Origin of the sequence: Gelidibacter gilvus, assembly GCF_004115975.1 — a bacterium.
In the GTDB taxonomy this organism is placed as follows: Bacteria; Bacteroidota; Bacteroidia; order Flavobacteriales; family Flavobacteriaceae; genus Gelidibacter; species Gelidibacter gilvus.
In genome coordinates, this window is sequence record NZ_SDDZ01000006.1 from 230,266 (window position 1) to 254,307 (window position 24,042).

A 24,042-nucleotide genomic window follows, 5' to 3' on the forward strand; every position below is an offset into this window, starting at 1 on the left:
AAAATCAGAGGCATTAATTCTATGCATAAAATTAGTCGAAATACACGGCTTCAAAAACTGCCAAAGGCGCTCTTCTACCGACGTTTAAACTCAATACGTCATCTACAATGGTATAGTTGTCTGCTAGTTCAAAGACTTTCAGAAACTCCGATTCATTAACATCTACATCCGGACAGGCTTTTAAAGTGGTCAACATCCCTTTAAAGCGAATACGATTTCCTTCTTCTAAAGTATATTCTCCATTAACAGTGTTACAACCTGCAAATCCGGTCACTCGGTTCCCTTGAGACTGTAATCTGAAATAGATTTCCTGTTCTTGGTTATCTGCCATTTTAACGTCCTTTCCTTCCAAGGTTTTCAACTTCCAATACTTCTCAACAATGGGCTCAAGTTCCATCTCTCCTTTTTTAAATTCTGCCAATGGCGCTCTCTTTGCTTTATTTAGAGACAATTTACCGCCGGAAATGGTGAAATTATCAGCATTTTCAAAAATGCTCAAAATCTGCGACTCATTAATTTTCTCATCTGGACAAACCATTCGGGTTGATCCCAATTGAGAAAATGAAATCCGATTGCCTTCTTCTAAAGTATATGTTCCCATGAACGTGTTACATCCTGAAAACCCATGAACGGTATTCTCTTCTGAATTTAATGTGAAGTAAATAATCTGTCCATTATTTTCTCGGTCTGACATATCTTGACCTTCCAAGGTGGTGATGATCCATCTGGTGTTTTCGATTGACTGCGCATCATTGGTATTTTCAGTGGCGGTCATTTCCGGATCAGTTTCTGAATTTTCAGAATTGGAATTTGACTTTTTACCTGTATTACAGCTCATGACCGTGAAAGCTATAAGAGCTAATGTGACGATTTTAATTTTCATTATTTTGTTTTTAAGTTAATTCAATTTTGTTTTTTATTCTTTTGCGGCTACGCCAATTGGATATGTTTGTTATTCGCTTAGGCATAATCCGATACTTTTCAACTACTTTTCAACAATCATACCTCCTTGTAAATAACCATTAAATATTAAGAGTTATTTAACTTCATCGAAAAACACTGTATCTCTAAACAATTTCTTCGACCCAATGTCTGATTGATGATCCATAATTCAAATCCATAGCTCAACAACAAATATAAGGTTAGTTCATAACATTGCGAACTAAATAATTGTAAACTATTGTTAAAGTTCCATCTTGAAATACTCAACTATAAATCATTCTTCAGAAATTTGATGTGTCTTGATTTTTTCGATAGTAATTGCAACAAGTGCTTGCATTTTTCTTAAGTAATCTGTCGTAATATCACCCAAGGATTTTTCATTCGTAAATTTCTCGGGAAAATGCACTTTATTGTAGGCATTGATTTTATCAACCAAGGTCATTTCATTCTCTAAAGATTGTAGATGCGCTTCTAAAGTTGTCAACTGAAAATATTTAGAGACGCGGAAATAACGTTTCCTATCCCCTGACTTTGTATAATATTCAATATGCTTTAACTGTGTAAGCACATTCAAATTCACCGATGTCGAACTTTTACTCGAACCAATAATCTCACGAATCTCCTCAAAGGTCAAGCCATCATAAGATGACAAGGTCAATAAAGCATATATACGCGCTGCTAAAGGCGCAATTTGCAATCTTGTTTCCAAACGAAGACCTATCTCTTCAATCAATTTTAATTTTTCTTTTGAAAGTGCCATTTATAACTTTTTCTTAAATATACGCTTAGTTCACAACATTACGAACTAGTTTGTATTAAAGTTTTGTTATAATTTTCAAAATAATGAGCACGCAGAGTTGTGCAAACATGGTAACATCAGGGCTTAGGCAAGTTCTTTGACGTGTTTTAATGAACTATTATAATGATGAGATTATAATGATGAGATTATAATTAAATTAAGACCTATTCAAATGACAACAGTTGGAATAGCCATTTACGCCTATTGATGCCTGATTACCCCCTCTCCTACTTTAAAGTTAAAAGTTTGCTCTTACAAACCTCACTATATTTTAAAGGGATTCCCATTAATTGTCCTTTTTAGGATGTGCTTGCTCTTCAAGACGCTCTTCTTCTTTTTTCACAAATGCTTGATGTTCTATTTCAGCCTTAAAATCTTGCTTCCGATTAAAAACACTTTTAATCACCTCCGATTTGCCATACACAGTAATCACGTCTTCTGGCAAAATTATTGCGCTTCCATTTGGCGACCCCAAGTAATCAATCCCATGCCTATCAATGCCTAAAATGGTAAGACCTTCCTCTCTTAAGTTGAGATCACTTATAGCTTTATTGGCCATCCAATCGGTCTGTAAAATTAACTTTTCACTAATTTTAAAGTCATCCTTCAAATGTAAAATCGCGGCAAAATCCTGTATATCAATATCCGTGTAACGTTTCAGCATTCTAGTGATCACTGCAGATAATGCCCGGTCAACCCACTTGCTTCTTATCGCCCAGAAAACCAAGGTCATTCCAACAACAACAATCAACAATCCATATAACTTAGATGCCAAGGTTTCTGGAAGTATGAAAGTTAATATCAGTGAGGACATTACGGTCACGATTCCTGCATTTCCAATTATCATTAAATTGAAAATAATTCGTCTTCTAACAGGATGGTTCAATATTTTTTCAGATTCTGACGTCGTAAACCCAACACCTGTATATGCTGAACGGGATTGAAATTTGGCACTATCGGTAGAGAGACCCGTATGGATCAATGCAATGGTGGCAATTTTAGTTATCAATGCTGAAATGGAAACGACTAAAAAAAGTGTGATGGCTGCAATCATATTGGATGATATTTAAACTTGTAAACTTAATGGTATCAATTTGGATTATAGAACACTAAGAACGCGATCATATCTTATACAAAAGGTAACGTATTTCAATTAAAACACTTCTATAAATACGTAAAAATCGCATCACCTTTTAGGAGTAAATACACACATTGAATTAAATAATACAGAAATTAATTTAAACTATTTCGTTTTAGTATGCAATCCAATTTTGTAGTAGTATATTTGCATTTTAAATCCATTTAAGAGATGAAAGTTCGCGAACAATTTATTTTAGTTTCGGTTATCGTTGTAGTAGCAATCGTTGGTTTTGCTCTAATTTGGAGCCCTATATTATGGGCTTTTGTTATCGTACTCCCCTTAATAATGTTGGGTGTTTTTGACATCTTTCAAAAGAGCCATACCATCCGAAGAAACTTCCCTTTAATTGGTCGGGCCAGATATATTCTAGAATCCATTCGTCCAGAAATCATGCAGTATTTTGTGGAGACTGATACGGAAGGAAGACCATTAAATCGTATCCTAAGATCCTTGATCTACAGAAGAGCCAAAGGTGAAACTGATACTGAACCTTTTGGAACACAAATGGATATTTACCATTCAGGTTATGAATGGTTGGAACATTCAATGTATGCAAAACACAATCCTAAAGAAATTGGAGAATTTCCAAGATTATTAATTGGTGGTAAGGAATGTAAACAACCTTATTCTTCAAGCCTTTTGAATATATCAGCCATGAGCTTTGGTTCCTTGAGTAAGAATGCCGTTCTCGCAATGAACAAAGGTGCCAAAATGGGAAATTTCGCCCACAATACTGGTGAAGGTGGAATTAGCGATTACCATCTTGAAAATGGCGGGGATCTTATCTGGCAAATTGGAACAGGTTATTTTGGCTGTAGAAATGACGATGGTACCTTTAACGACGTTACCTTTAGAGAGAACGCTACAAGGCCTCAAGTAAAAATGATTGAAATAAAACTATCACAAGGTGCAAAACCTGGTCATGGTGGTATATTGCCTGCTGCAAAAAACACAGAAGAAATTGCACGTATCAGACACGTAAAACCTGGTATTGCAGTTCATTCGCCACCATCTCATAATGCTTTTGCAGATCCTATACAGTTTATGCATTTCATCAAAAGGTTGAGAGATCTTTCTGATGGAAAACCAATTGGATTCAAATTATGTTTAGGAAGAAAACAGGAATTCATGGATTTCTGTGAGGCGATGATTTATACCGGAATTACTCCTGACTTTATTACCATTGATGGTGGTGAAGGTGGTACGGGTGCGGCTCCAGTTGAGTTTTCAAACTCTATGGGAATGCCGCTTCGCGAAGGTTTGGTTTTTGTCCATGACACGTTGGTTGGTTTTGGGTTAAGAGAAGATATTAAACTTATTGTAGCAGGAAAAATCATCACAGGATTCCACATGGCTAGAGCCCTCGCTCTTGGTGCTGACGGTTGTAACAGTGCACGCGCCATGATGTTAGCTGTTGGTTGCATCCAAGCTTTACAATGTAACTTGAACACCTGCCCAACTGGAGTTGCCACACAGAATCCCTCTTTAGTAAAAGGATTGGTAGTTGAGGATAAATGGCCTAGAGCTAAAAGATATCACGAGGCAACAATACACAGCTTTTTAGAACTTGTTGCTGCAGCTGGTTTAAATGATCCTAGCGAATTGACCCGTAGTCATATCAGTAAAAGAATTGGACTTTATAACGTGCAAACTTTTGAAGAGATTTATCCATATATGGAACCTAATTCTCTTTTGGATATCAATACGATTCCAGATAGCTACCAGAAGTTTTTCCAATTGACACGTATCATGAAATAATTTAAGAGCCTATATCATCACAACAGATGATACAACGCTCTGAGATATAAAAGTGTAGAAATTCTAAAAAAGTTTATTGAGGTCAAATTCAATAAACTTTTTTTTGTGGTACGACGCCCAAAAACTATAAGCTTCATAGACATAAAGCTTTGCCGAAAAAAGAAAAAGAACTTCCAAAGAAGCCCTTTTTTTATATAATATAAGAAGTGATCTTAAAGTACTAAGGTAACATCACAGAATTGGAGTTCGTCCTAAGATCATGAGACACCTATAAAACCCTGGTGTTTATCCTTAAAAAAAGAAAACATAGAATTTTAAGACTTAGTCCCTTCTCATCTTACCTGTGATCTCTTCAACTTTAATGACAAAAATCATAGGGATATTCTCGTTGATGGCCTTACTGGAAAACTCACTAATAAAGCTCAACTCTTTCAATTCTTTTTCAGCGATCAGCGTTTTGATCCCTAATGAAAAAACGTGGAGATACGATTTAGCATCACTGCCAAAGAGTTGCTCAAATTTACCGTGGACCATTACTGATTTCCACTTGGTGAGATGATCTACATCGACAATGCTAAGTGCTACCTCATTATTTTTTCGCATGGCATTCATTTTATGACCTTCAGCAGAATAGCAAATGATGACATTTCTTTCTGCATCATAATAATAAGTGATGGGAACAACAAACGGTCTGTTAAGATAGATATAGGACAAATGTCCTAAGTAATCGTTTTTGAGAACTGCCAAGCTGGTCTTTTCGTCTAAATTAGTATACATGATGGAATTTGTTTTATTTGACCAATATACGGCAATACAAGACTGGCAACAATGATATTGGTCAGTTTATTTAGATTGAGAAGAAGCGTCGAAATAAATCAATGAGATTGTAACACCTTGATCAACTCGTTTTTAGAAAGCACTCCAGATTGCCGCCAAATTTGAATCCCCTCTTTAAACAGCATTAGCGTAGGCACACCCTAAACTTGATAATTGGCCGCTAACAAGTGGTTTTTATCAACATCTATTTTTATGACTTTTATGGCATCACCTAGTTCCGATTTCACCTGTTCCAAAATAGGCATCAAAGTTTTACAGGGACCGCACCATTCTGCATAAAAATCTACTAAAACAGGTGTCGGTGTATCAATAATTGCATTAAAATTACTTTTCATTTTGGTTTGAATTTTTGGGAGTTCTAACACCTTTAAGATTTTTCAACTTTTCTTCATCCGTAATATCCTGTTCAATATCCCGATTGGGATCCCATTCTTTTTCTTTGGATGGTGCGTTTTTTTCTGAATCGGGATTCCTTTTGATATCCTCTTTTCTATTGTTCTGTTTTCTTTCTTCTAGATTTTCCATGATTTTATATTTCTGTATGGTTCCTTCCAATCAAGTTGCAAGAACACAATCTTCTTGAGCGAATTTTTACAAGGTTCCAATTGTTCTCCACTTGTTGTCACAATGCTATTAAACAGGAAAGTTCTCAAACAATTTGCTTGAGAACTTTCCTTTAAATCAATAATGGCATTCTACCAACTATCGATTTCCTTTTTTAAATCTTCTTTCGATTTACCGTAGCGTTCTTGCACTTTTCCTGCTAACTTATCGAAGTTGCCTTCGGCTTCAGTATATTCATCATTGGTGATTTTTCCGTATTTCTTTTTAAATTCACCTTTAATTTGTTTCCATTTACCTTCAAATTGATCTGAGTTCATAATATTTAAATTTTATAGTTATTATTAATTCTACCATAAAACTACATCTATCATTCCTTAATGGCTGTCTCAAAAGATCTAATCATTGATGCGTTTGCCAATTTAGGTTTTATTTAACAATTCCCATCACTGTTGGGCTGTACGAAGAAATTCATAAAACCTTATATATAAAATGAGTATTATTAATGTTTATATAAATATCTTTGACACCTGATATTTATAAATGAAACACTTCTTTTTCCTTCTGGTTTTGATGTTCAGTACAATGTTATGGTCTCAAAACAACACCATTGGAATGGGTGAAAAACTAAGCTTTACAGCTTCTTATAATATGTCTGGGTTAATGACGGAAATTGCGCAGGTAACGATGGAAACTGGACAGGTGAAAACATCAAACGCCACACTTTTACACCTCAAGTGTACAGCAGCGACCTATACCAAGTGGGATGGTTTTTTTAAAATCCGCGATCTTTATGAAAGTTATGTCAGTCCAACAAGTTTAACGCCATACTTATATAAACGTTACATAAATGAAGGTGGTTACTATAAATTTATGCAGTATACGTTCAGCCATAAGACCAACTCCGTTAAAAGTTTAATGCGCAAAAAGAATGGTGAAGGTCAAACTTATGATAAAACTGCCACTGTCAAAATCAATGGTGACACCAAAGATATTGTATCGACCATTTACCATATCCGAAACTTAGACCTCAACAAGGCCACACCGGGCGATGTTCAAAGTTTTAAAGTTATTTTTGACAATGAAGAAATGGTCATCAACGTAAAATTTCTAAGTAAAGAAACTATTAACACTGCCATCGGCAAAAAAGAATGTTACAAATTGGCATTGTCCCTTAAAAATAGGAACGTTCTTAAAGGGGGTTCAAATGACAATTTATTGTACCTCACGGCAGATGCCAATAAAGTTCCGGTATATGCGAAATTTAAAATCCCAGTGGGTAACGGCGAGCTTAGAATTAAATCAGCAACAGGGTTAAAAAATTAAACTATGAGAAAGCTTTTAATTGTTTTAGGACTTATCGCTGCAGTTTTAGCAATGATCTTGGCAGTAACACCTTTATCACAAATAGCCTATTTACCGGCCGTTGCAGCACTAGTTTTCGGGTTTGTGGCCTTTTATATTTCGAAACGGAAGCAGGCACCTAAAAAGACCATACAACTGATCTTTCTATTGACGATTATTTCGTTGGTTTTAACCACCTATAAATCCATTTTTAACACAGCAGAAGTTGGAAACCTTGAAGAGTTGGAGATAAAGCAAGAAGCATCTGTTGAAGATTCAAAAGAAATTTTGGAAGGATTGGATCTTGATGAAATTGATATGGATCCTGAAGCCTCCGAACAAGACCTGTTAGAAACCGAAGAATCCCGTGATTGGGAGGTTTTGGAAGAACAATAGACCCACTTGAACAAACCATTGAAATACATGACAAAAACGAGGGATTACTTTTGTATTCCTTTTTTTTTGATTTTATTTGATTACTAATTAATCCTTGATAAATGAAAGTACTCTTCATTGCTTCTGCATTAACACTCGTCGGTTCTTGCGCGAATATTAGATACACCCAAAAAATTGAAAATCTAAAAGAAAGCATTGTTTTTGAGCACCCGGAAATGATTATAAAATACGGCAATACCATTACACCTGAAGAACTAAGTGCACACGTTTACACGCTATCCTCTACAGATTTTGAAGGTAGGGAAACTGGTCAAATGGGGTTTCATCGCGCTTCAAACTTTCTTAAGGACTTTTATGTAGATAACGATATTCAATCCCCATTGGGGTATGATAATTACTATCAAAGAATTTCAAAATCTTATTTTTCAAAGGACAGTCCAAGTTCCCAAAATGTAGTTGCTTATATTGAAGGTTCAGAATATCCTGAAGAAGTCATTGTGATTTCGGCACATTTAGATCATCTTGGAACCTCCAATGACGCAACGTACTTTGGCGCGGATGACAATGCTTCAGGAACCGCTGCGGTTATGGAGATGGCTCAAGCGTTTGCACTGGCCAAAAAAGATGGCCATGGGCCTAAACGCAGTATTTTATTTTTGCATTTGACAGCTGAAGAGATCGGACTTTTAGGCTCCAATTATTATGTGAAACACCCAATTTATTCTTTGGAAAACACTGTGGCAAACTTGAATATTGACATGATAGGGCGGGTGGATAAAATACATGAAGAAAAACAACAAGAAAATTATGTCTATATCATTGGCGCGGACAGGTTGAGTACCAAGCTCCACTATATATCTGAAGCCGCAAATAGCCAGTTTACAAATTTGATTCTCGATTATAAATATAATGCTGAAGGCGACTCCAACCGTTATTATTACCGCTCTGATCATTATAATTTTGCCTCCAGAAACATTCCTGTGATATTTTATTTTAATGGCGAACATCAAGATTACCACCAACCGACAGATACGCCCGACAAAATCAACTATCCATTATTACAAAAAAGAGCGCAACTTATATTTTCAACCGCTTGGTATCTCGCCAATAGTAAAGAGCGACTTGAAGTGGATGAAATAAAATGAATAATTTAAGTGATTTCTCATCAGAGAAGTGCTAAAAAATCTCTTGCTGATAATATTCCATGAAAATCAGCAATAATCTAATGGCACTTTGTTAAAGTTTGTTAAATGAACTGAGGTTTAAATCTTAAATTCTTGTGTTTTTCGTATTATCGCATTTCACTTACATATAATTCACATTTTAATGAAAAAGTCACTTATTATTGCAAGTATTGCACTGAGCATTTTTGCTTGCGGATCAAGCCAACAACAGGCAACAAAGCCTGAAACCGTAGTTTCAGTTGATCCAACGGTATATGGAAACTCCATCACGTCTGATGAGTTAAAAGAGTTGTTATACACTTTTGCCTCAGATGAATTTGAAGGTCGTGATACAGGTTCAAAAGGTCAGAAAATGGCTGTCGAGTTTCTAAAGGAGCAATATATTGCACTTGGAGTTCCTTCGCCACTCTCAAATGGCAATTACTTTCAAAACGTACCCTTGCTCAATCAAAAATCTCCTGAAACAGACATCACCGTCAATGGTGTAGCATTTGAAAACTATACCGATTTTGTAACTGCTGGCGCTGCTTCAACTCAAACCATAACGGCATCCGATATTGTATATGCGGGTTATGGCATTGAAGCTGAGAATTACTCAAGCTATTCAGGTTTGGACGTTAAAGATAAAATTGTGTTGATCAAAGCAGGGGAACCAAAAAATGCTGATGGCACCTATGTTACTTCAGGTTCAAAAGAAGACACAAAATGGTCTGTTGGAAGACAGGCGCTTTCATCTAAAAGAGAAGTGGCGAAAACTAAAGGCGCCAAAGTCTTATTGGTTATGGACGAGGCATATTTAAAGATGGTTTCAAACTTTATGCAGGCTGCGGCCAAATCTGGTCGTGACAGTCGTATTGCACTTAAGGACAAACAAGAGGCCATGGTGCAAGTACTCATTAGTGATAAGGTAGGAAAAGCAATTTTAGCTGACATTGAAACAAATGAGACTTCAAAAGACCTTGCAGCCAAGATAGAAATTAAAGTGACCAGCAATTCTGAAGATGTGAATTCTGAAAATGTACTGGCGTTCATTAAAGGTTCTGAAAAACCAGATGAAATTTTAGTCCTTTCCGCACATTTAGATCACGAAGGTATTAAAGATGGCGAAATATATAACGGCGCTGATGATGATGGTTCAGGAACCGTGGCGCTATTGGAAATTGCCGAAGCTTTTAAATTGGCTCAGGATGCAGGTCATGGCCCAAAGCGTTCCATCTTATTTTTACATGTTACCGGTGAAGAAAAAGGACTTTTAGGTTCAAGCTATTATACCGATATTGATCCTATTTTTCCATTAGAAAATACAATTGCCAATCTTAATATTGACATGATTGGAAGAATAGATCCAAAACGTGAAGGAGATAGAAATTATGTGTATTTAATTGGTTCTGATAAATTGAGTACGGACCTCCACAATGTATCTGAGGAAGCGAATAAAAAATATACGAATGTTACTTTAGATTATACATTTAATGATGAAAATGATCCGAATCGTTTTTACTTTAGATCAGACCATTATAATTTTGCCAAGAACAACGTCCCAGTCATTTTCTATTTTAACGGCACGCATGACGACTATCACAGAGCGTCTGATACACCAGATAAGATTGAATATGATTTGTTGGAAAACAGAACAAAATTGGTGTTCTATACCGCTTGGAAATTGGCCAACAGAGAGGATCGGATTATCGTTGATAAAATCAGCGAGTAAAACCAATTATATTCTATAAATACCGAAGGGCGAAACAAAACAGTTTCGCCTTTTTTTATTCCTCAAAACCACTTTTAAATAGGGAAAATATCATAAAATTTACATTTCACCTGAAAAAACTTCCCTAAATCGTTCAAATGATGGGGTTTGGAAAATTTCATGTAGCTTTAAATAGAAATCAGATAAATTGATGTATTCATCTTTCACCTAAACACTTTATCGTCTTGAGAAATTATTTATATAATATTGTCCCAAACTTAGAGCCTTTTGATTATTCACTGCATCACGATAATCAGTTTATAAATCAAGAATGGATTTTGATCAATGGCATTGAAGATGCCAGGGCAATGTACGTTTTTAAACCAAACAATGAATTGGTCATTTCTGAAAATGATGAAGTCACCAAAACACGATGGAGTTTTATAAATTCTAACTTTCTGTCCATTACCACTGAAGATGGTATTGTGCTGATCAAGGCGTTTTATAAGGATAAAGATGTTCTGGTCCTAAACCAGAAAGCTTCAGAAGAATATTCGTTTTTTATAAACGCCAGCAATTATAGTGTCCCTATAAACAATAAGGCTGACGTTCAGAAATTCTTAAAAGCAAAATATTTAAAAAAGGCGTCAGAACTTATCGCTGAACATGAATTCTATTATATCCAACGCTCTAAGGAATATGGTCCCTGTACCATGAAAGAGCTCTTCAAAAAGGTTAAAGACAAAGCGGTTAACGCCTATTGTCTTATAAGAGACGTCAACGAAGTTGATTACAATAAGAAACTTCGAATTATAGATTTACTCCAAGAAGTATAAAAAAAAGACGAATGCAGCTGCATTCGTCTTTTTTATTTTTATTCTATTTATATATTCTGATACTTAGATATGCAAGGCCCTATCGTCCGTAGCCGCCAAAGCCGCTTCCTTAAATGCTTCTGTATAGGTTGGATGTGCATGTGAGATACGCGAAATATCTTCCGCAGACGCTCTAAATTCCATTCCAACAACTGCTTCAGCAATCATATCTGCCGCTCTAGCACCGATCATGTGAACTCCTAGAATTTCATCGGTTTCTTTATCCGCAAGAACCTTAACAAAACCATCCAGGTCCATACTTGCTCTACTTCTACCCAAAGCGCGCATTGGAAACTGTCCTGTTTTATAGGCTACCCCTGCTTCTTTTAATTCTTCTTCCGTTTTGCCAACAGCGGCCACTTCTGGCCAAGTATAAACTACACCAGGAATTAAATTATAATTGATATGTGGTTTTTGTCCCGCTAAAGTTTCTGCAACAAAAACGCCCTCTTCTTCAGCTTTATGGGCCAACATAGCACCTTTTACCACATCTCCAATAGCATAAATATTTTTGACGTTGGTTTGCAAATGCTCATTGACTTCAACCTGACCTCTATCTGTCAGTTTTACGCCTGCAGCCTCAGCATTCAGTCCGTCTGTATAAGGACGACGACCTACTGAAACTAAGCAATAATCGCCTTTAAACTCAACTTCTTCACCTTTTTTATTATCTGCCTTCACAATGATTTCATCGCCTTTGCGTTCAACCGATTTCACCTTGTGCGATACATTGATACTGAATTTGGCTTTCTTTAATACCTTGTTCAATTCTCTTGACAAACCAGAATCCATGGTAGGAATTATACGGTCCATGTACTCGATGACGGTGACCTCTGAACCCAATCTTCTGTAAACCTGACCAAGCTCCAAACCAATAGCACCACCTCCAATAACAATCAAATGCTTAGGGATTTCCTTAAGTTTCAATGCTTCTGTTGACGTAACAATGCGTTCTTTATCCAACTCAACAAAAGGCAAATTAGATGGTTTACTACCTGTGGCAATAATGGTGTATTTTGCTTCAATCTCTTCTGTTTTCTCACCTTTGATGGTGATATGTGTGGCATCCTTAAAAGAACCCAAACCTTGATAGACATCAATTTTGTTCTTCTTCATCAAGAAATCAATACCACCAGTAGTCTGGTCAACAACCGCTTGTTTACGGGCGATCATTTGCTTTAGGTTCACTTTAATATCTCCAGGAATATCGATGCCATGTTCTTCAAAATGCTTAACGGCATCTTCATAATGATGAGAAGAATCTAAAAGCGCTTTACTGGGAATACAGCCAACGTTGAGACAGGTGCCACCAAGGGTTGCATATTTTTCAATAATTGCAGTTTTCATGCCTAATTGTGCACAACGGATTGCTGCTACATATCCTCCAGGACCAGAGCCAATAATGGCTACATCATATGAATTCATAAAATTGTTTTTTGATGTTTGTTAAAATTGAGTACAAAAATACGATTTTGATTGACCTTTTCCGAATTACCACCTGCGATTTTATCAATCTTAAATTTTAAGTTTTAAACTACTACCATCATCCAGGAAATCCAAGCATTTGCCCCATCCCTACCGTAAATAGCCAACATCCATATATGGCGTGCTCAATGGACACTAAAAGTGTTGATTCGGTTTTCTGATAGGTCAAGGCAAAAAGAATACCTCCTAAAAAAGTCATCAACATTACTAAGGGATTTCTGTAGAAAATATGTCCCAATGAAAATACGATGGCATTGACGAAAATAAAAAGCCAGCGACTTTTAAAAAGAGAACCATATCTCTGAAAATACAAGGTGCGGTAAATTAATTCTTGTGGATAGACTGAAAACATAGCGTATGCAAACAAAATGACTACCCAAAGTTTTGGTTTGCGGTAAAGCACATGAAACAGATCGGACTTTGCGGTGAGCAACATGTATCCTATAGTCAAAAAGGCAATGATCAACAGTTTAATGCCAACATGTTTCCAAAAGAATCGCCATTGCAGGTTTGGTGCAATTCTAAATTTTTTATCCTCCACCTTCAACAAGATATAGATGACATAGGCAAATCCAGAAATTGCGAGAAAAGCCTTGATATAAAAAGGATAATCTAAGGCAAAACTTACTGGCAAGATTATAAAAATCAAGAAAAACTCAGTGAGCTTGTAGGTGACTGAATTCATTTGGGTCAGATAGTTATAGCAGTCGTATGTTTGACTTCATTGATCACAAACATGCTATGGGTACTGCCAATATGGTTGATGGACGTTAGTTTATTGACCATAAACTCCCTAAAGGCTTCCATGTCTGAAACAATAACCTTTAGAAGATAATCATAATCACCACTAATATGGTGACATTCCATCACTTCTGCAAGATTTGCAACCTCTTTTTCAAACTTAATAATATAGTCTTGAGTATGTTGAACAAGTTTAACATGGCAAAATGCTATAAAATTTTTGTTCGCCTTTTCCTTTTGAACTAAGGCTACATATTTTGAGATGATGCCTTCTTTTTCCAATTTCCTAATACGCTCATAAACCGCCGTTACGGATAGATTGAGTATACCGGAAAGTTCTTTATTGGTTCGTTTGCTATTGGCTTGGAGCAGCTTTAGGAGCTTTTTATCGATGGGATCAAAATTCATAAAAGAAAATTTTTCAGTTGAACTAAAACAAATGTAAAAAACGGTTTATAAAAATCTATAAAACAATAGATATTTAGATAGAACATCTAAATATATCCATATACATTGATAAATCATCTAAAATTGAGGATATTTGAATCAATTAAAACTTTAATAAAAATTATATAATGGCATTTAAACCAGCAAATAACATACAAGATTTACAATACTTTGGAGAATTTGGAGGTGTTAACCCTTCAATTTCAGACTCCTCAACCTACACGTTCCTTTCGGCAAAAACCATGTTTGACACCTTTGAGGGAAATGCCGATGGTTGCTATTTATATTCACGCCACTCCACACCTTCCAACCTCTATTTAGGTCAAGCCTTAGCGGCAATGGAAGGTACGGAAACTGCTAATGTAACCGCTTCAGGAATGGGTGCCATTACCTCAGTTTTAATGCAACTTTGTGGGGCGGGAGATCATATCGTTTCAAGCCGGACAATTTATGGTGGCACCTATGCTTTTTTAAAGAATTTCACACCTCGGTTTAATATTGAGACCTCATTTGTTGACATCACCAAAATGGATGTGGTTGAAGCCGCCATCACACCAAAAACAAAAGTCCTGTATTGCGAGTCGGTTAGCAATCCTTTATTGGAGGTTGCAGATATTGTTGGATTGTCAGCACTGGCAAAAAAACATAATTTAAAACTCGTGGTTGACAACACGTTTTCACCTTTGTCCATTTCACCAGCACAGTTGGGAGCAGATGTCGTTATCCATAGCTTGACTAAGTTTATCAACGGTTCCAGTGACACTGTAGGAGGTGTTATTTGTGGCAGTCAAGAGTTTATCGACGATTTAAGAAATGTCAACGATGGCGCCTGTATGCTGTTGGGAGCTACAATGGATAGTTTAAGAGCAGCATCAATTTTAAAGAATTTACGAACCTTGCATATTCGGATGCAACAACACAGCCTAAATGGCATGTATTTGGCTGAAAAGTTTGAGAAAGACGGTTTGAAGACGGTATATCCTGGTTTGGCCTCACATCCTTCTCATGAGTTATTCAAAACTATGATGAACAAAAAATACGGCTTTGGAGGCATGTTGACCCTTGACGTGGGCTCTTTAGAGAAAGCCAATGCCTTAATGGAATTGATGCAAAAACAAAACCTGGGTTATCTTGCTGTGAGCCTCGGATTTTATAAGACTTTATTCTCTGCGCCTGGCAGTTCAACATCTTCGGAAATCCCTGTGGAAGAACAAAAAGCAATGGGGTTGAGCGATGGTTTGATCCGTTTTTCTATTGGTTTGGATGCTGATATTGAAAGAACTTATACCATGATGAAAGCATGTATGAAGGAACTGAAGATTTTGGAATAAATTTCAAGTAACTGATTTTTAAAGCACCAATTTCCAAATCCCAAAGTCCATGAAAGATAATTTGGGAGGTTTTATGTCTTAAACCAATCATCGTAAATCTGCTAAGATCAGCGTCATCCGTGTTCCTTAAAAGTAGTAATCCAAATTGATTTGCATAGGTTTGTCGAAAATCGTAACATTACGTACATTAATTTTTAACCGACTTTTCCCATATGCAGAGCAAAGACATTAAACCAAGAGAACCTCAGGATGAAATCATCGTTGAAAACAAGGAATTGAATATTTGGGAAGCTTTAATTCCAGTATTTGCTCTGGTGGCTATGTTAGCGTATAACGTTTATGTCTATGGAAGTGATGCGTTGAGTGGTTCCAATCAGTTTGTATTGTTATTGGGAGGCGCTGTTGCTGCTGTTGTGGGTGTATTCAACAAGGTTACTTTCGGGCAAATGTTAGAAGAGGTTTCAGAAAACATTAAATCCACTGCCAGCGCTATTATTATCCTTCTTATGGTTGGGGCACTTGCCGGTACTTGGCTGATTAGCGGCATTATACCAACAATGATTTACTATGGACTACAGGTTCTAAACCCAACCATATTTTTGGCGGCCTGCGTGATCATCTGTGCCATCATTTCTGTAGCAACAGGAAGTAGCTGGACTACCTCGGCAACTGTGGGAATCGCGCTTATTGGAATTGGGCAAGCCTTAGGGGTCCATCTCGGGATGACTGCAGGAGCCATTCTTTCTGGAGCGTATTTTGGGGATAAGATTTCACCCATGAGCGACACTACAAACCTTGCTCCTGCCATGGCCGGAACAGATTTGTTTACACACATCAAATACATGCTTTATACCACTATACCCACGTTAATTGTAACGTTGATTGTTTTTGTGGTGATCGGCTTAAACATAGATACTACAGGATCAGCAAGTACCGAAGGAATCCTAACCGCACTAAATTCGGCAATCAACGTAAGCCCTTGGTTGTTTTTGGTTCCCGCCATAGTCATTATTTTAATTATTAAAAAAACACCGCCATTAGTAGCACTTTTGGCAGGCACTTTATTGGGCGCTTTAGCCGCGCTTATCTTTCAACCAACTGTCGTGGCAAGCATTGGTGGTGGCACTTCTTTAAATTTTACAACCGGTTATAAAGGTATTATGGATGCTATTACAGTTGAGACCGCAATTCCAACCGAAAATGAGGCGCTAAAAGGATTATTCTCATCTGGGGGAATGACCAGTATGTTAAATACTGTTTGGTTAATTCTTTGTGCCATGGTATTTGGAGGCATTATGGATGCCATTGGAGCTTTGTCTGCCATCAGTAATGCCCTTTTGAAATTATTTCACACCACTTTCGGGCTTTTTGCAAGTACAGTCGCCAGTTGTTTGGCGCTGAACCTTACCGCAAGCGATCAATATTTAGCCATTGTGGTACCTGGAAAAATGTACGCGCAAGCCTATAAGGACAAAGGTTTAGCCCCTGAAAACCTGTCAAGAACTCTAGAGGACAGTGGCACGGTAACCTCAGTTTTGGTGCCTTGGAATACCTGTGGGGCATATCACAGTGGTGTTTTGGGTGTCGACACAATGCATTATGCTGGGTATGCTGTTTTTAATTGGTTAAGTCCATTTATGACCTTATTGTTTGCTGCATTCAGAATAAAAATCAGGCAACTTACTACTGAAAACTCATAGCTCCGAAGTTTATATCTCATTTAACGATGACAGTTTATTTTCTTTTTTGGATGAATAATTCAATCTTGAAATTTAAATTTTCGTACATCTACCATTCATAAAACTTATGACAATATAATTTTATATAATCAATACCTATCGTTGATTTCCTAACTTTTCCATAGTTTTGTTCTAGAAAATAATATTAATCTTAAATTATAAACTATGGCATTTGTAGGAAAAAAATTTCCAAATTTAACTGTTAACGCAATGAACGAGATGGGCGAAACTTTCGGCATAAACGTTCTTGAAGAGGCAACAAAAAACAACAAAAAAGTACTTTTATTTTGGTATCCAAAAGATTTCACTTTTGTATGTCCAACAGAATTACATGCTTTCCAAGCTGATTTAGCCGAATTTGAAAAACGTAACACTATTGTTATTGGTGCTTCTTGTGATACTGCAGAAGTTCACTTTGCATGGTTAAGCACATCAAAAGACAACGGTGGTATTGAAGGCGTTACCTATCCAATTTTGGCTGATTCAAATAGAAACTTAGCTAATGCATTAGATATTTTAGATATCACAAGTGAAACTTATAACGAAGAAACTGGTCTTGTAACTGTTGAAGGTGATAATGTAACCTACAGAGCAACTTATATTATTGATGAAGAAGGAACTGTAGTTCATGAAAGCATCAACCATATGCCATTAGGAAGAAACGTTAAGGAATATCTTCGACTGATCGATGCTTACACGCACGTTCAAGAAAAAGGTGAAGTTTGTCCAGCAAACTGGGAAGAAGGAAAAGATGCTATGAAAGCGACCTCAAAAGCCACTGCTGATTACTTAAGCACACTTTCAAACTAAGCATTTAAAGGCATAGATTAAAATTCCACGCAATTATCAAATGGCATTGGAATTTGACTTCCTGTCGTCCGACAGGAAGTTTTAATACTTATAAATTTAAAAATTATGGTGAAGGAATTAGATCAAGATAATTTAGGACAACTAGTATCAGACAATGAAACTGTAGTTGTTCAATATTCGGCGGGCTGGTGTGGTAATTGTAGAATTATGAAACCGAGATTTAAAAAGTTGGCAAGTGAAAATGAGAACATGACTTTTGTTATTGCCGATGCCGAAAAGTTTCCAGAGTCAAGAAAATTGGCAACTGTAGACAACTTACCTACGTTTGCGATTTTCAAGAATGGCGCTTTCGTAAATCAGGTACAAACCAACAAATATGAAGTTTTAAAAGATTTAGTCAATGAAGTTACCAGTAATTAGGCACCTCACTCAATTTATTGAGGACAATGATGAAGATTTTGTAATTGAGACCATTGAAACATTGGAAAACCTTACTGAAGTACCTTCGTTAAAGGACGAAGAACTCGATGTTATTGGAGAGCTTCTCTCTAATATGTATGGCGCTTTGGAAGTTCATAAAATGATCAAAGAGGGCACTCCCAACAAGGAAGCACTAAATAAATTTATGTCTCGCGTCATGGGATCCATTGACACATAACATGCGAATATCATATAAAAAACCACTTCAAAACGAAGTGGTTTTTTTATGTGTTATTTTTCTAACCTTTTTAAAAGTAAACCCCATCAAACATTGATAACAAAGGAATTCTACTTTCCAAATGGAAAGAGTATTCTATTTCGCCATCCCAGGTAGGAGTACGGCATCAATAACGTGAATCACTCCGTTAGATTGGTTAACGTCAGCAATGGTTACTTTAGCTGAGTTTCCATTTTCATCAGTCACATAGACATCCGTCCCTTTCATCCAAGCGGTTATTGTTCCACCTGCTACAGTTTTTATAACTGCTTTTCCTTTACCATCCTTTATTAATTTTGCAATATCCTGAGCGCTCCATTTACCCGCAACAACATGATATGTCAAAATTTCTTGTAGTTTTTCTATGTTTTCTGGCATAACTAAGGTTATAACAGTTCCTTTTGGTAATTTATCAAAGGCAGCATTAGTAGGGGCGAATACTGTAAAAGGTCCTTCGCTCGAAAGTACATCTACTAAATCTGCAGCTTTGACCGCAGCCACCAAGGTTGTATGTTCTTTAGAGTTGACAGCATTTTCTACAATGTTTTTTGTCGGGTACATTTCAGCACCACCAACCATTTTTGTTTCTTGTTTCATCAAATTCTCTGGTTTCTTCATCATCTTTTCTTGAGCAGAAACAGATGGTCCCAAGAAAACTGAACCCAATATGAGTGCGATGCTAAATAATTTTGTCGTTTTCATAATATTATTTTTTTAGAATTAAATTGTGAATGTTATTTCATTCAGCATATCTACGTCATTTTTCAAATAACGGTTTTCATTATTTTTATTTAAGATACTTTCAGTTTAAAATTCCAAAATAAAACAGATAGCTTTATGAGGTTATTTTTTGTATCTTATATTTCTAATATTTGAAATTATGCTAGACAATGATTATGTGAAAATTTTTTCAGGAACCTTCATTATAGTGCAGTTGGTTGTGGACCGTTTGGACAGTGTGGGCATCAATGCCATTGTTAAAGATGAATCTGAATCTGCAAGAATGGCAGGATTTGGATCTTCCTTTCAAGGGTTTCAAGAACTTTATGTATCTAAAGAAGAGTTAGATCATGCAATTCCAATTGTAGAAGCCGTAAAAGGCGAACTGGAAGTATAAAAAAAACCCTGAATCGCTTCAGGGTTTTCTATATGGATAAACAATTATGCATTTACTGCATACATCTTATCTCTATGTTCTTTAATTTTCTTGTCGTCCATATACTCGTCAAAGGCCATGTAACGATCAATCACGCCATTTGGTGTGAGCTCAATGATTCGATTTCCAACAGTTTGTGCAAACTCGTGGTCATGGGTGGTAAACAAAACCGTGCCTTTAAAGTTTGATAGCGAGTTATTGAAGGCGGTAATACTTTCGAGGTCTAAATGGTTGGTAGGTTCATCCAACATCAAAACGTTAGCTCTCATCATCATCATTCTACTGAGCATACAACGTACTTTCTCGCCTCCTGACAATACATCAGAAGTTTTTAATGCTTCTTCACCACTAAAAATCATTTTCCCCAAAAATCCTCTTATATATACTTCTTCACGCTCTTCTTCAGTAGTTGCCCATTGGCGCAACCAATCAACAAGCGTCAATTTATTATTAAAAAATTCGCTATTATCCAATGGCAAATAGGATTGGGTCGTGGTTATGCCCCAATTATATTCTCCTTTATCTGCTTTTTCCTTCCCATTAAGAATTTGATAAAATGCTGTTGTAGCTCGTGAATCTTTTGAATAAACGACCACTTTATCACCTTTAGCCAAATTGATGTCCACATTCTTGAACAATACTTCACCGTCCAAAGAGGCTTCAAGTCCACTAATATTCAAAATTTGATCTCCAGCTTCTCTATCACGTTCAAAAATTATTGCAGGATAACGACGGCTCGAAGGTTTGATGTCAGAAATGTTTAATTTCTCGATCATTTTCTTTCTACTCGTTGCTTGTTTGGATTTGGCAACGTTGGCTGAAAAACGACGTATAAACTCTTCAAGTTCTTTCTTTTTGTCTTCAGCTTTTTTGTTTTGTTGTGAACGTTGTCTTGCCGCTAATTGAGAAGATTCATACCAAAACGTATAGTTTCCTGAATAATGGTTGATCTTACCGAAATCAATATCAGAAATATGGGTACATACCGAATCTAAAAAGTGTCTGTCGTGAGAAACCACAATCACACAATTCTCGTAATTTGCTAGAAAATTCTCCAACCACGTAATGGTCTCATAATCCAAGTCGTTGGTAGGCTCATCCATAATCAACACATCAGGATTTCCAAATAAAGCTTGCGCCAACAAGACACGAACTTTCTGTTTTCCATCCAAATCTTTCATTAAGGTGTAGTGGTATTCTTCTTTAATACCCAGGTTTGATAACATTGCTGCCGCATTACTGTCGGCATTCCACCCGTTCATTTCCTCAAATTGCACTTGAAGCTCCCCTATTTTATTGGCGTTTTCATCGGTATAGTCTGCATAAAGCGCATCAATTTGCGATTTCAAACTATATAATGGCTTATTCCCCATAATGATAGTTTCCAAAACCGTGTGCTCATCATACAAATTATGATCCTGTTCTAAAACGGACATACGCTTACCTGGTTCCAAATGGACGTGACCAGAAGTTGGATCCATTTTGCCTGCCAAAATTTTCAAAAAAGTCGACTTTCCTGAACCATTGGCGCCAATTATACCGTAGCAATTACCTTGATTGAAGCTGGTATTAACTTCATCAAACAGGATGCGTTTGCCAAACTGAACCGAAAGATTAGAAACTGATAACATTTTATGTGTTTTAAATTTGCTGCAAAAGTAGAAAAAATGGATCATTTTATGAAACTTAAGTGGCTATATTTAAAGTCTTGCTTAGTTCTGATCTTTTTCTGAGAAAATCAATGTTTACAATAGATATACAACGTTGAACACATGGCATCACTAAACATTTAACAGCGCCTTAACAGCTTGATGCACAAACAAGTTTTATTTTTGTTTACAATGCAACCAGCTCCAGTAACCCCTTTGTTTATGAGAATTTATACGATATCATTACTGCTTTTGACAACGCTTTTCAGTTGCAAAAAAGATGCTAATGAGGCTAATAGGTCTGCCTATTTTGGAGGTGAGATTATTAATCCGACTAATGATTACGTCTTGTTGTTCTCTCCGAATTCTCAAGCAGAAAACTCAGACACTCTTTTCCTGAATGCTGAAAATCGATTTTTCACTAAATTAAACCCTTTAAAATCTGGGCTTTACACCTTTATTCATGGCGGTCAATATCAAATGGTGCTTTTAGAGCCAAGAGATAGTGTCATGCTGAGATTGAATACGATCGATTTTGATGAATCCTTAGTCTTTACAGGGGAAGGCGCGAGAAAGAATAATTTTTTGATCAAAATTTTTCTTGAAAATGAAGCCGATCAAGCAAACTTTATAAATTTCTCCCAAATGGAGCCTGAGAGATTTGAAAACTACATTGATTCTTCAAGAACAGAGCGATTGAGTGGGCTCTCTGAATTTTCTACTAAAAGGAAACTGTCACCACTCTTTGATAGAGTTGCTGAAACCAGTGTAAATTATAGTTATTACAGCGCCAAGGAAATGTATCCGTTCGCATATTACGGCTATAAGAATTTAAAGGACTATAAAAATTTGCCTTCAGGTTTTTATGATTATAGAAAGGACATCGATTACAATATTGGTTCTTTAGGCGATTTTTTCATTTACAACCGCTTTCTGTATTCTCATTTCAACAATATGGCATTAGAGGAATTTTATGCCAACGCTCCTGAAGATGCCATTTTCAATAAGAATTCAGTCGTTTACAATTTAGAAAAACTAAAGTTGATGAATGAGCGCATTTCGAACGATACCATAAAAAACAAATTATTAAAAAATACAGCACGTGACTTTATCTCGATGTGCGCAGATACAACCGCCGTAAAAGAAGTCCTCGCTTCCTATCTACTTAAAACTACAAACGCTGATGATAAGGTATATATTGAAAGACTCTCTAAGGCGATAAGTACATTAAAACCTGGTAAGATTATTCCGGATGTGGAATTGGTGAATTATAATAACGAAGATCATAAATTCAGCGATTTGATCACCCAACCAACAGTCATTTACTTTTGGTCATCAAATTTAAAAATCCACTATAAAAACAGTCATTATAAAATAAGGGATTTAAAGAAAAAATATCCCAACATTAATTTTATTGCCATTAATATAAATGATAACGACAAAAAATATTGGAGAAGAACTTTAGATGAGTTTAAGTTTCCTGTTGATAGCGAATATCAGTTTAAGGATCCTTTTAACGCCAAACAAACCTTGGTACTCAATACGGTTTACAAGATAATTCTGGTAGATAAAGACATGCGCATTGTGGACACTTACTACAATATGTTCCACAGTAAATTTGAAGACAAATTAAAAGAACTCAACGAATAAAAAAAGGCTTCATTTTCTGAAGCCTCTTTTATTTGATATGTAGAAAGGAATTAGTTTCCTTTTTTATAATCTGACAAAAATGTCGCTAAGCCAATATCTGTTAAAGGATGTTTTAATAATCCAGTAATAGAACTCAAAGGACCTGTCATGACATCTGCTCCCAATTTTGCACAGTCAATAACGTGCATTGTGTGACGTACAGATGCTGCTAAAATTTCAGTTTCGAAATCGTAGTTATCATAGATCATTCTAATTTCTGCAATTAGGTTTAATCCATCAGTAGAAATATCATCCAGACGACCAATAAAAGGAGATACATAAGTTGCACCGGCTTTTGCTGCCAATAATGCCTGACCTGCAGAAAACACCAAAGTCATATTGGTTTTAATACCCTTATCACTAAAGTATTTACAAGCCTTCACACCATCTTTAATCATAGGTAATTTGACCACAATCTGTTCGTGAAGATCAGCCAAAGCTTCGCCTTCTCTTACCATACCTTCAAAATCTGTGGCAATAACCTCAGCACTCACATCACCATCTACCAAATTGCAAATGCTGACATAATGCTTCATAATATTGTCCGTTCCTGTAATGCCTTCCTTAGCCATTAACGACGGATTGGTGGTAACACCATCTAAAATACCCATGTCTTGGGCTTCCTTAATTTGCTCTAAATTAGCAGTGTCAATAAAAAATTTCATAAATAATAGGGTATATAAAGTTGTGTTTTAAAGTGGCGCAAAGTTACAATTAATAACAAAGATGTCGCTGGAATTTTAATGAAAACATATTAACATCCCAACTACC

Annotated in this window: 25 protein-coding genes and 1 pseudogene; 13 read left to right on the forward strand and 13 right to left on the reverse strand. The window is 36.3% G+C overall.

Features of this window, described 5'->3' with window-relative positions:
• Nucleotides 1-31: 31 nt before the first annotated feature.
• From ESZ48_RS11985 to ESZ48_RS11995, 3 genes are all read right to left on the reverse strand, one after another.
• Nucleotides 32-883: an META domain-containing protein gene (locus ESZ48_RS11985; RefSeq protein WP_129017725.1), complete on the reverse strand. Its 852-nt coding sequence runs from the start codon at nt 881-883 to the stop codon at nt 32-34.
• Nucleotides 884-1,216: 333 nt separating this feature from the next.
• Nucleotides 1,217-1,702: a GbsR/MarR family transcriptional regulator gene (locus ESZ48_RS11990; RefSeq protein WP_129017726.1), complete on the reverse strand. Its 486-nt coding sequence runs from the start codon at nt 1,700-1,702 to the stop codon at nt 1,217-1,219.
• Nucleotides 1,703-2,027: 325 nt separating this feature from the next.
• A complete protein-coding gene (locus tag ESZ48_RS11995; protein ID WP_129017727.1) occupies nt 2,028-2,795 on the reverse strand; it encodes a TrkA C-terminal domain-containing protein in 768 nt (255 codons plus the stop codon).
• A gap of 255 nt (nt 2,796-3,050) precedes the next feature.
• On the opposite strand from ESZ48_RS11995, the gene ESZ48_RS12000 reads away from it, so the two are divergent.
• Nucleotides 3,051-4,640 (forward strand): FMN-binding glutamate synthase family protein, encoded by a 1,590-nt coding sequence (locus ESZ48_RS12000; RefSeq protein WP_129017728.1) that lies wholly within the window; start codon nt 3,051-3,053, stop codon nt 4,638-4,640.
• Nucleotides 4,641-4,961: 321 nt separating this feature from the next.
• Here the strand turns inward: ESZ48_RS12000 and ESZ48_RS12005 are convergent, their stop codons facing one another.
• The 4 genes and pseudogenes from ESZ48_RS12005 to ESZ48_RS12020 form a co-directional block, all read right to left on the reverse strand.
• The gene (locus ESZ48_RS12005; protein WP_129017729.1) at nt 4,962-5,417 is read right to left on the reverse strand and encodes a pyridoxamine 5'-phosphate oxidase family protein; all 456 of its coding nucleotides are present in this window, start codon (nt 5,415-5,417) and stop codon (nt 4,962-4,964) included.
• 98 nt (nt 5,418-5,515) lie between these two features.
• A pseudogene (gene trxA, locus ESZ48_RS12010) lies at nt 5,516-5,812 on the reverse strand (thioredoxin).
• The gene (locus ESZ48_RS12015) at nt 5,802-6,002 is read right to left on the reverse strand and encodes a hypothetical protein (RefSeq protein ID WP_129017730.1); all 201 of its coding nucleotides are present in this window, start codon (nt 6,000-6,002) and stop codon (nt 5,802-5,804) included. Before ESZ48_RS12015 ends, trxA begins: the two are co-directional and overlap by 11 nt.
• Nucleotides 6,003-6,172: 170 nt before the next feature.
• The gene (locus ESZ48_RS12020; RefSeq protein ID WP_129017731.1) at nt 6,173-6,358 is read right to left on the reverse strand and encodes a CsbD family protein; all 186 of its coding nucleotides are present in this window, start codon (nt 6,356-6,358) and stop codon (nt 6,173-6,175) included.
• A 223-nt stretch (nt 6,359-6,581) separates the two neighbouring features.
• On the opposite strand from ESZ48_RS12020, the gene ESZ48_RS12025 reads away from it, so the two are divergent.
• From ESZ48_RS12025 to ESZ48_RS12045, 5 genes are all read left to right on the forward strand, one after another.
• Nucleotides 6,582-7,364 carry a DUF3108 domain-containing protein gene (locus ESZ48_RS12025; protein ID WP_129017732.1) on the forward strand — a complete coding sequence of 261 codons (783 nt, stop codon included), beginning with the start codon at nt 6,582-6,584 and terminating at the stop codon, nt 7,362-7,364.
• Nucleotides 7,365-7,367: 3 nt separating this feature from the next.
• The gene (locus ESZ48_RS12030) at nt 7,368-7,778 is read left to right on the forward strand and encodes a DUF2232 domain-containing protein (protein WP_129017733.1); all 411 of its coding nucleotides are present in this window, start codon (nt 7,368-7,370) and stop codon (nt 7,776-7,778) included.
• Between the two features lie 101 nt (nt 7,779-7,879).
• On the forward strand, nt 7,880-8,923 hold the full coding sequence (locus ESZ48_RS12035; protein WP_129017734.1) for a M28 family metallopeptidase: 1,044 nt from the start codon (nt 7,880-7,882) through the stop codon (nt 8,921-8,923).
• Nucleotides 8,924-9,104: 181 nt separating this feature from the next.
• Entirely contained in the window at nt 9,105-10,673 is a 1,569-nt protein-coding gene (locus tag ESZ48_RS12040; protein WP_129017735.1) for a M28 family metallopeptidase, read from the forward strand.
• Between the two features lie 224 nt (nt 10,674-10,897).
• Nucleotides 10,898-11,488 (forward strand): hypothetical protein, encoded by a 591-nt coding sequence (locus ESZ48_RS12045; protein ID WP_129017736.1) that lies wholly within the window; start codon nt 10,898-10,900, stop codon nt 11,486-11,488.
• Between the two features lie 63 nt (nt 11,489-11,551).
• Here the strand turns inward: ESZ48_RS12045 and lpdA are convergent, their stop codons facing one another.
• From lpdA to ESZ48_RS12060, 3 genes are all read right to left on the reverse strand, one after another.
• On the reverse strand, nt 11,552-12,952 hold the full coding sequence (gene lpdA / locus ESZ48_RS12050; RefSeq protein ID WP_129017737.1) for a dihydrolipoyl dehydrogenase: 1,401 nt from the start codon (nt 12,950-12,952) through the stop codon (nt 11,552-11,554).
• Nucleotides 12,953-13,070: 118 nt separating this feature from the next.
• A complete protein-coding gene (locus tag ESZ48_RS12055; RefSeq protein ID WP_129017738.1) occupies nt 13,071-13,697 on the reverse strand; it encodes a CPBP family intramembrane glutamic endopeptidase in 627 nt (208 codons plus the stop codon).
• 5 nt (nt 13,698-13,702) lie between these two features.
• Nucleotides 13,703-14,161 carry an Lrp/AsnC family transcriptional regulator gene (locus tag ESZ48_RS12060; RefSeq protein ID WP_129017739.1) on the reverse strand — a complete coding sequence of 153 codons (459 nt, stop codon included), beginning with the start codon at nt 14,159-14,161 and terminating at the stop codon, nt 13,703-13,705.
• 167 nt (nt 14,162-14,328) lie between these two features.
• On the opposite strand from ESZ48_RS12060, the gene ESZ48_RS12065 reads away from it, so the two are divergent.
• The 5 genes from ESZ48_RS12065 to ESZ48_RS12085 all read left to right on the forward strand — a co-directional run bounded on the left by ESZ48_RS12065 (nt 14,329) and on the right by ESZ48_RS12085 (nt 18,738).
• The gene (locus ESZ48_RS12065; RefSeq protein WP_129017740.1) at nt 14,329-15,531 is read left to right on the forward strand and encodes an aminotransferase class I/II-fold pyridoxal phosphate-dependent enzyme; all 1,203 of its coding nucleotides are present in this window, start codon (nt 14,329-14,331) and stop codon (nt 15,529-15,531) included.
• A gap of 212 nt (nt 15,532-15,743) precedes the next feature.
• Nucleotides 15,744-17,231, forward strand: a complete 1,488-nt coding sequence (gene nhaC, locus ESZ48_RS12070; RefSeq protein WP_129017741.1) for a Na+/H+ antiporter NhaC — start codon at nt 15,744-15,746, stop codon at nt 17,229-17,231.
• A gap of 204 nt (nt 17,232-17,435) precedes the next feature.
• Nucleotides 17,436-18,080, forward strand: coding sequence for a peroxiredoxin (locus ESZ48_RS12075; protein ID WP_129017742.1), 645 nt, complete (start codon nt 17,436-17,438; stop codon nt 18,078-18,080).
• 105 nt (nt 18,081-18,185) lie between these two features.
• Nucleotides 18,186-18,500, forward strand: a complete 315-nt coding sequence (locus ESZ48_RS12080) for a thioredoxin family protein (protein WP_129017743.1) — start codon at nt 18,186-18,188, stop codon at nt 18,498-18,500.
• A complete protein-coding gene (locus ESZ48_RS12085; RefSeq protein WP_129017744.1) occupies nt 18,481-18,738 on the forward strand; it encodes a DUF6952 family protein in 258 nt (85 codons plus the stop codon). The genes ESZ48_RS12080 and ESZ48_RS12085 overlap by 20 nt, the downstream gene beginning before the upstream one ends.
• A 135-nt stretch (nt 18,739-18,873) precedes the next feature.
• On the opposite strand, the gene ESZ48_RS12090 is transcribed toward ESZ48_RS12085, so the two are convergent.
• Nucleotides 18,874-19,479, reverse strand: a complete 606-nt coding sequence (locus ESZ48_RS12090; protein WP_190246252.1) for a fasciclin domain-containing protein — start codon at nt 19,477-19,479, stop codon at nt 18,874-18,876.
• Between the two features lie 178 nt (nt 19,480-19,657).
• Here ESZ48_RS12090 and ESZ48_RS12095 point away from each other — a divergent pair, with 178 nt between their 5' ends.
• The gene (locus ESZ48_RS12095) at nt 19,658-19,894 is read left to right on the forward strand and encodes a DUF2007 domain-containing protein (RefSeq protein WP_129017745.1); all 237 of its coding nucleotides are present in this window, start codon (nt 19,658-19,660) and stop codon (nt 19,892-19,894) included.
• Between the two features lie 44 nt (nt 19,895-19,938).
• Here the strand turns inward: ESZ48_RS12095 and ESZ48_RS12100 are convergent, their stop codons facing one another.
• Nucleotides 19,939-21,564 carry an ABC-F family ATP-binding cassette domain-containing protein gene (locus ESZ48_RS12100; RefSeq protein ID WP_129017746.1) on the reverse strand — a complete coding sequence of 542 codons (1,626 nt, stop codon included), beginning with the start codon at nt 21,562-21,564 and terminating at the stop codon, nt 19,939-19,941.
• 240 nt (nt 21,565-21,804) lie between these two features.
• Here ESZ48_RS12100 and ESZ48_RS12105 point away from each other — a divergent pair, with 240 nt between their 5' ends.
• Nucleotides 21,805-23,232, forward strand: coding sequence for a redoxin domain-containing protein (locus ESZ48_RS12105; protein WP_190246253.1), 1,428 nt, complete (start codon nt 21,805-21,807; stop codon nt 23,230-23,232).
• Between the two features lie 50 nt (nt 23,233-23,282).
• Here ESZ48_RS12105 and fsa read toward each other — a convergent pair whose 3' ends face one another.
• Entirely contained in the window at nt 23,283-23,936 is a 654-nt protein-coding gene (gene fsa / locus ESZ48_RS12110) for a fructose-6-phosphate aldolase (RefSeq protein WP_129017748.1), read from the reverse strand.
• Nucleotides 23,937-24,042 lie beyond the last annotated feature (106 nt).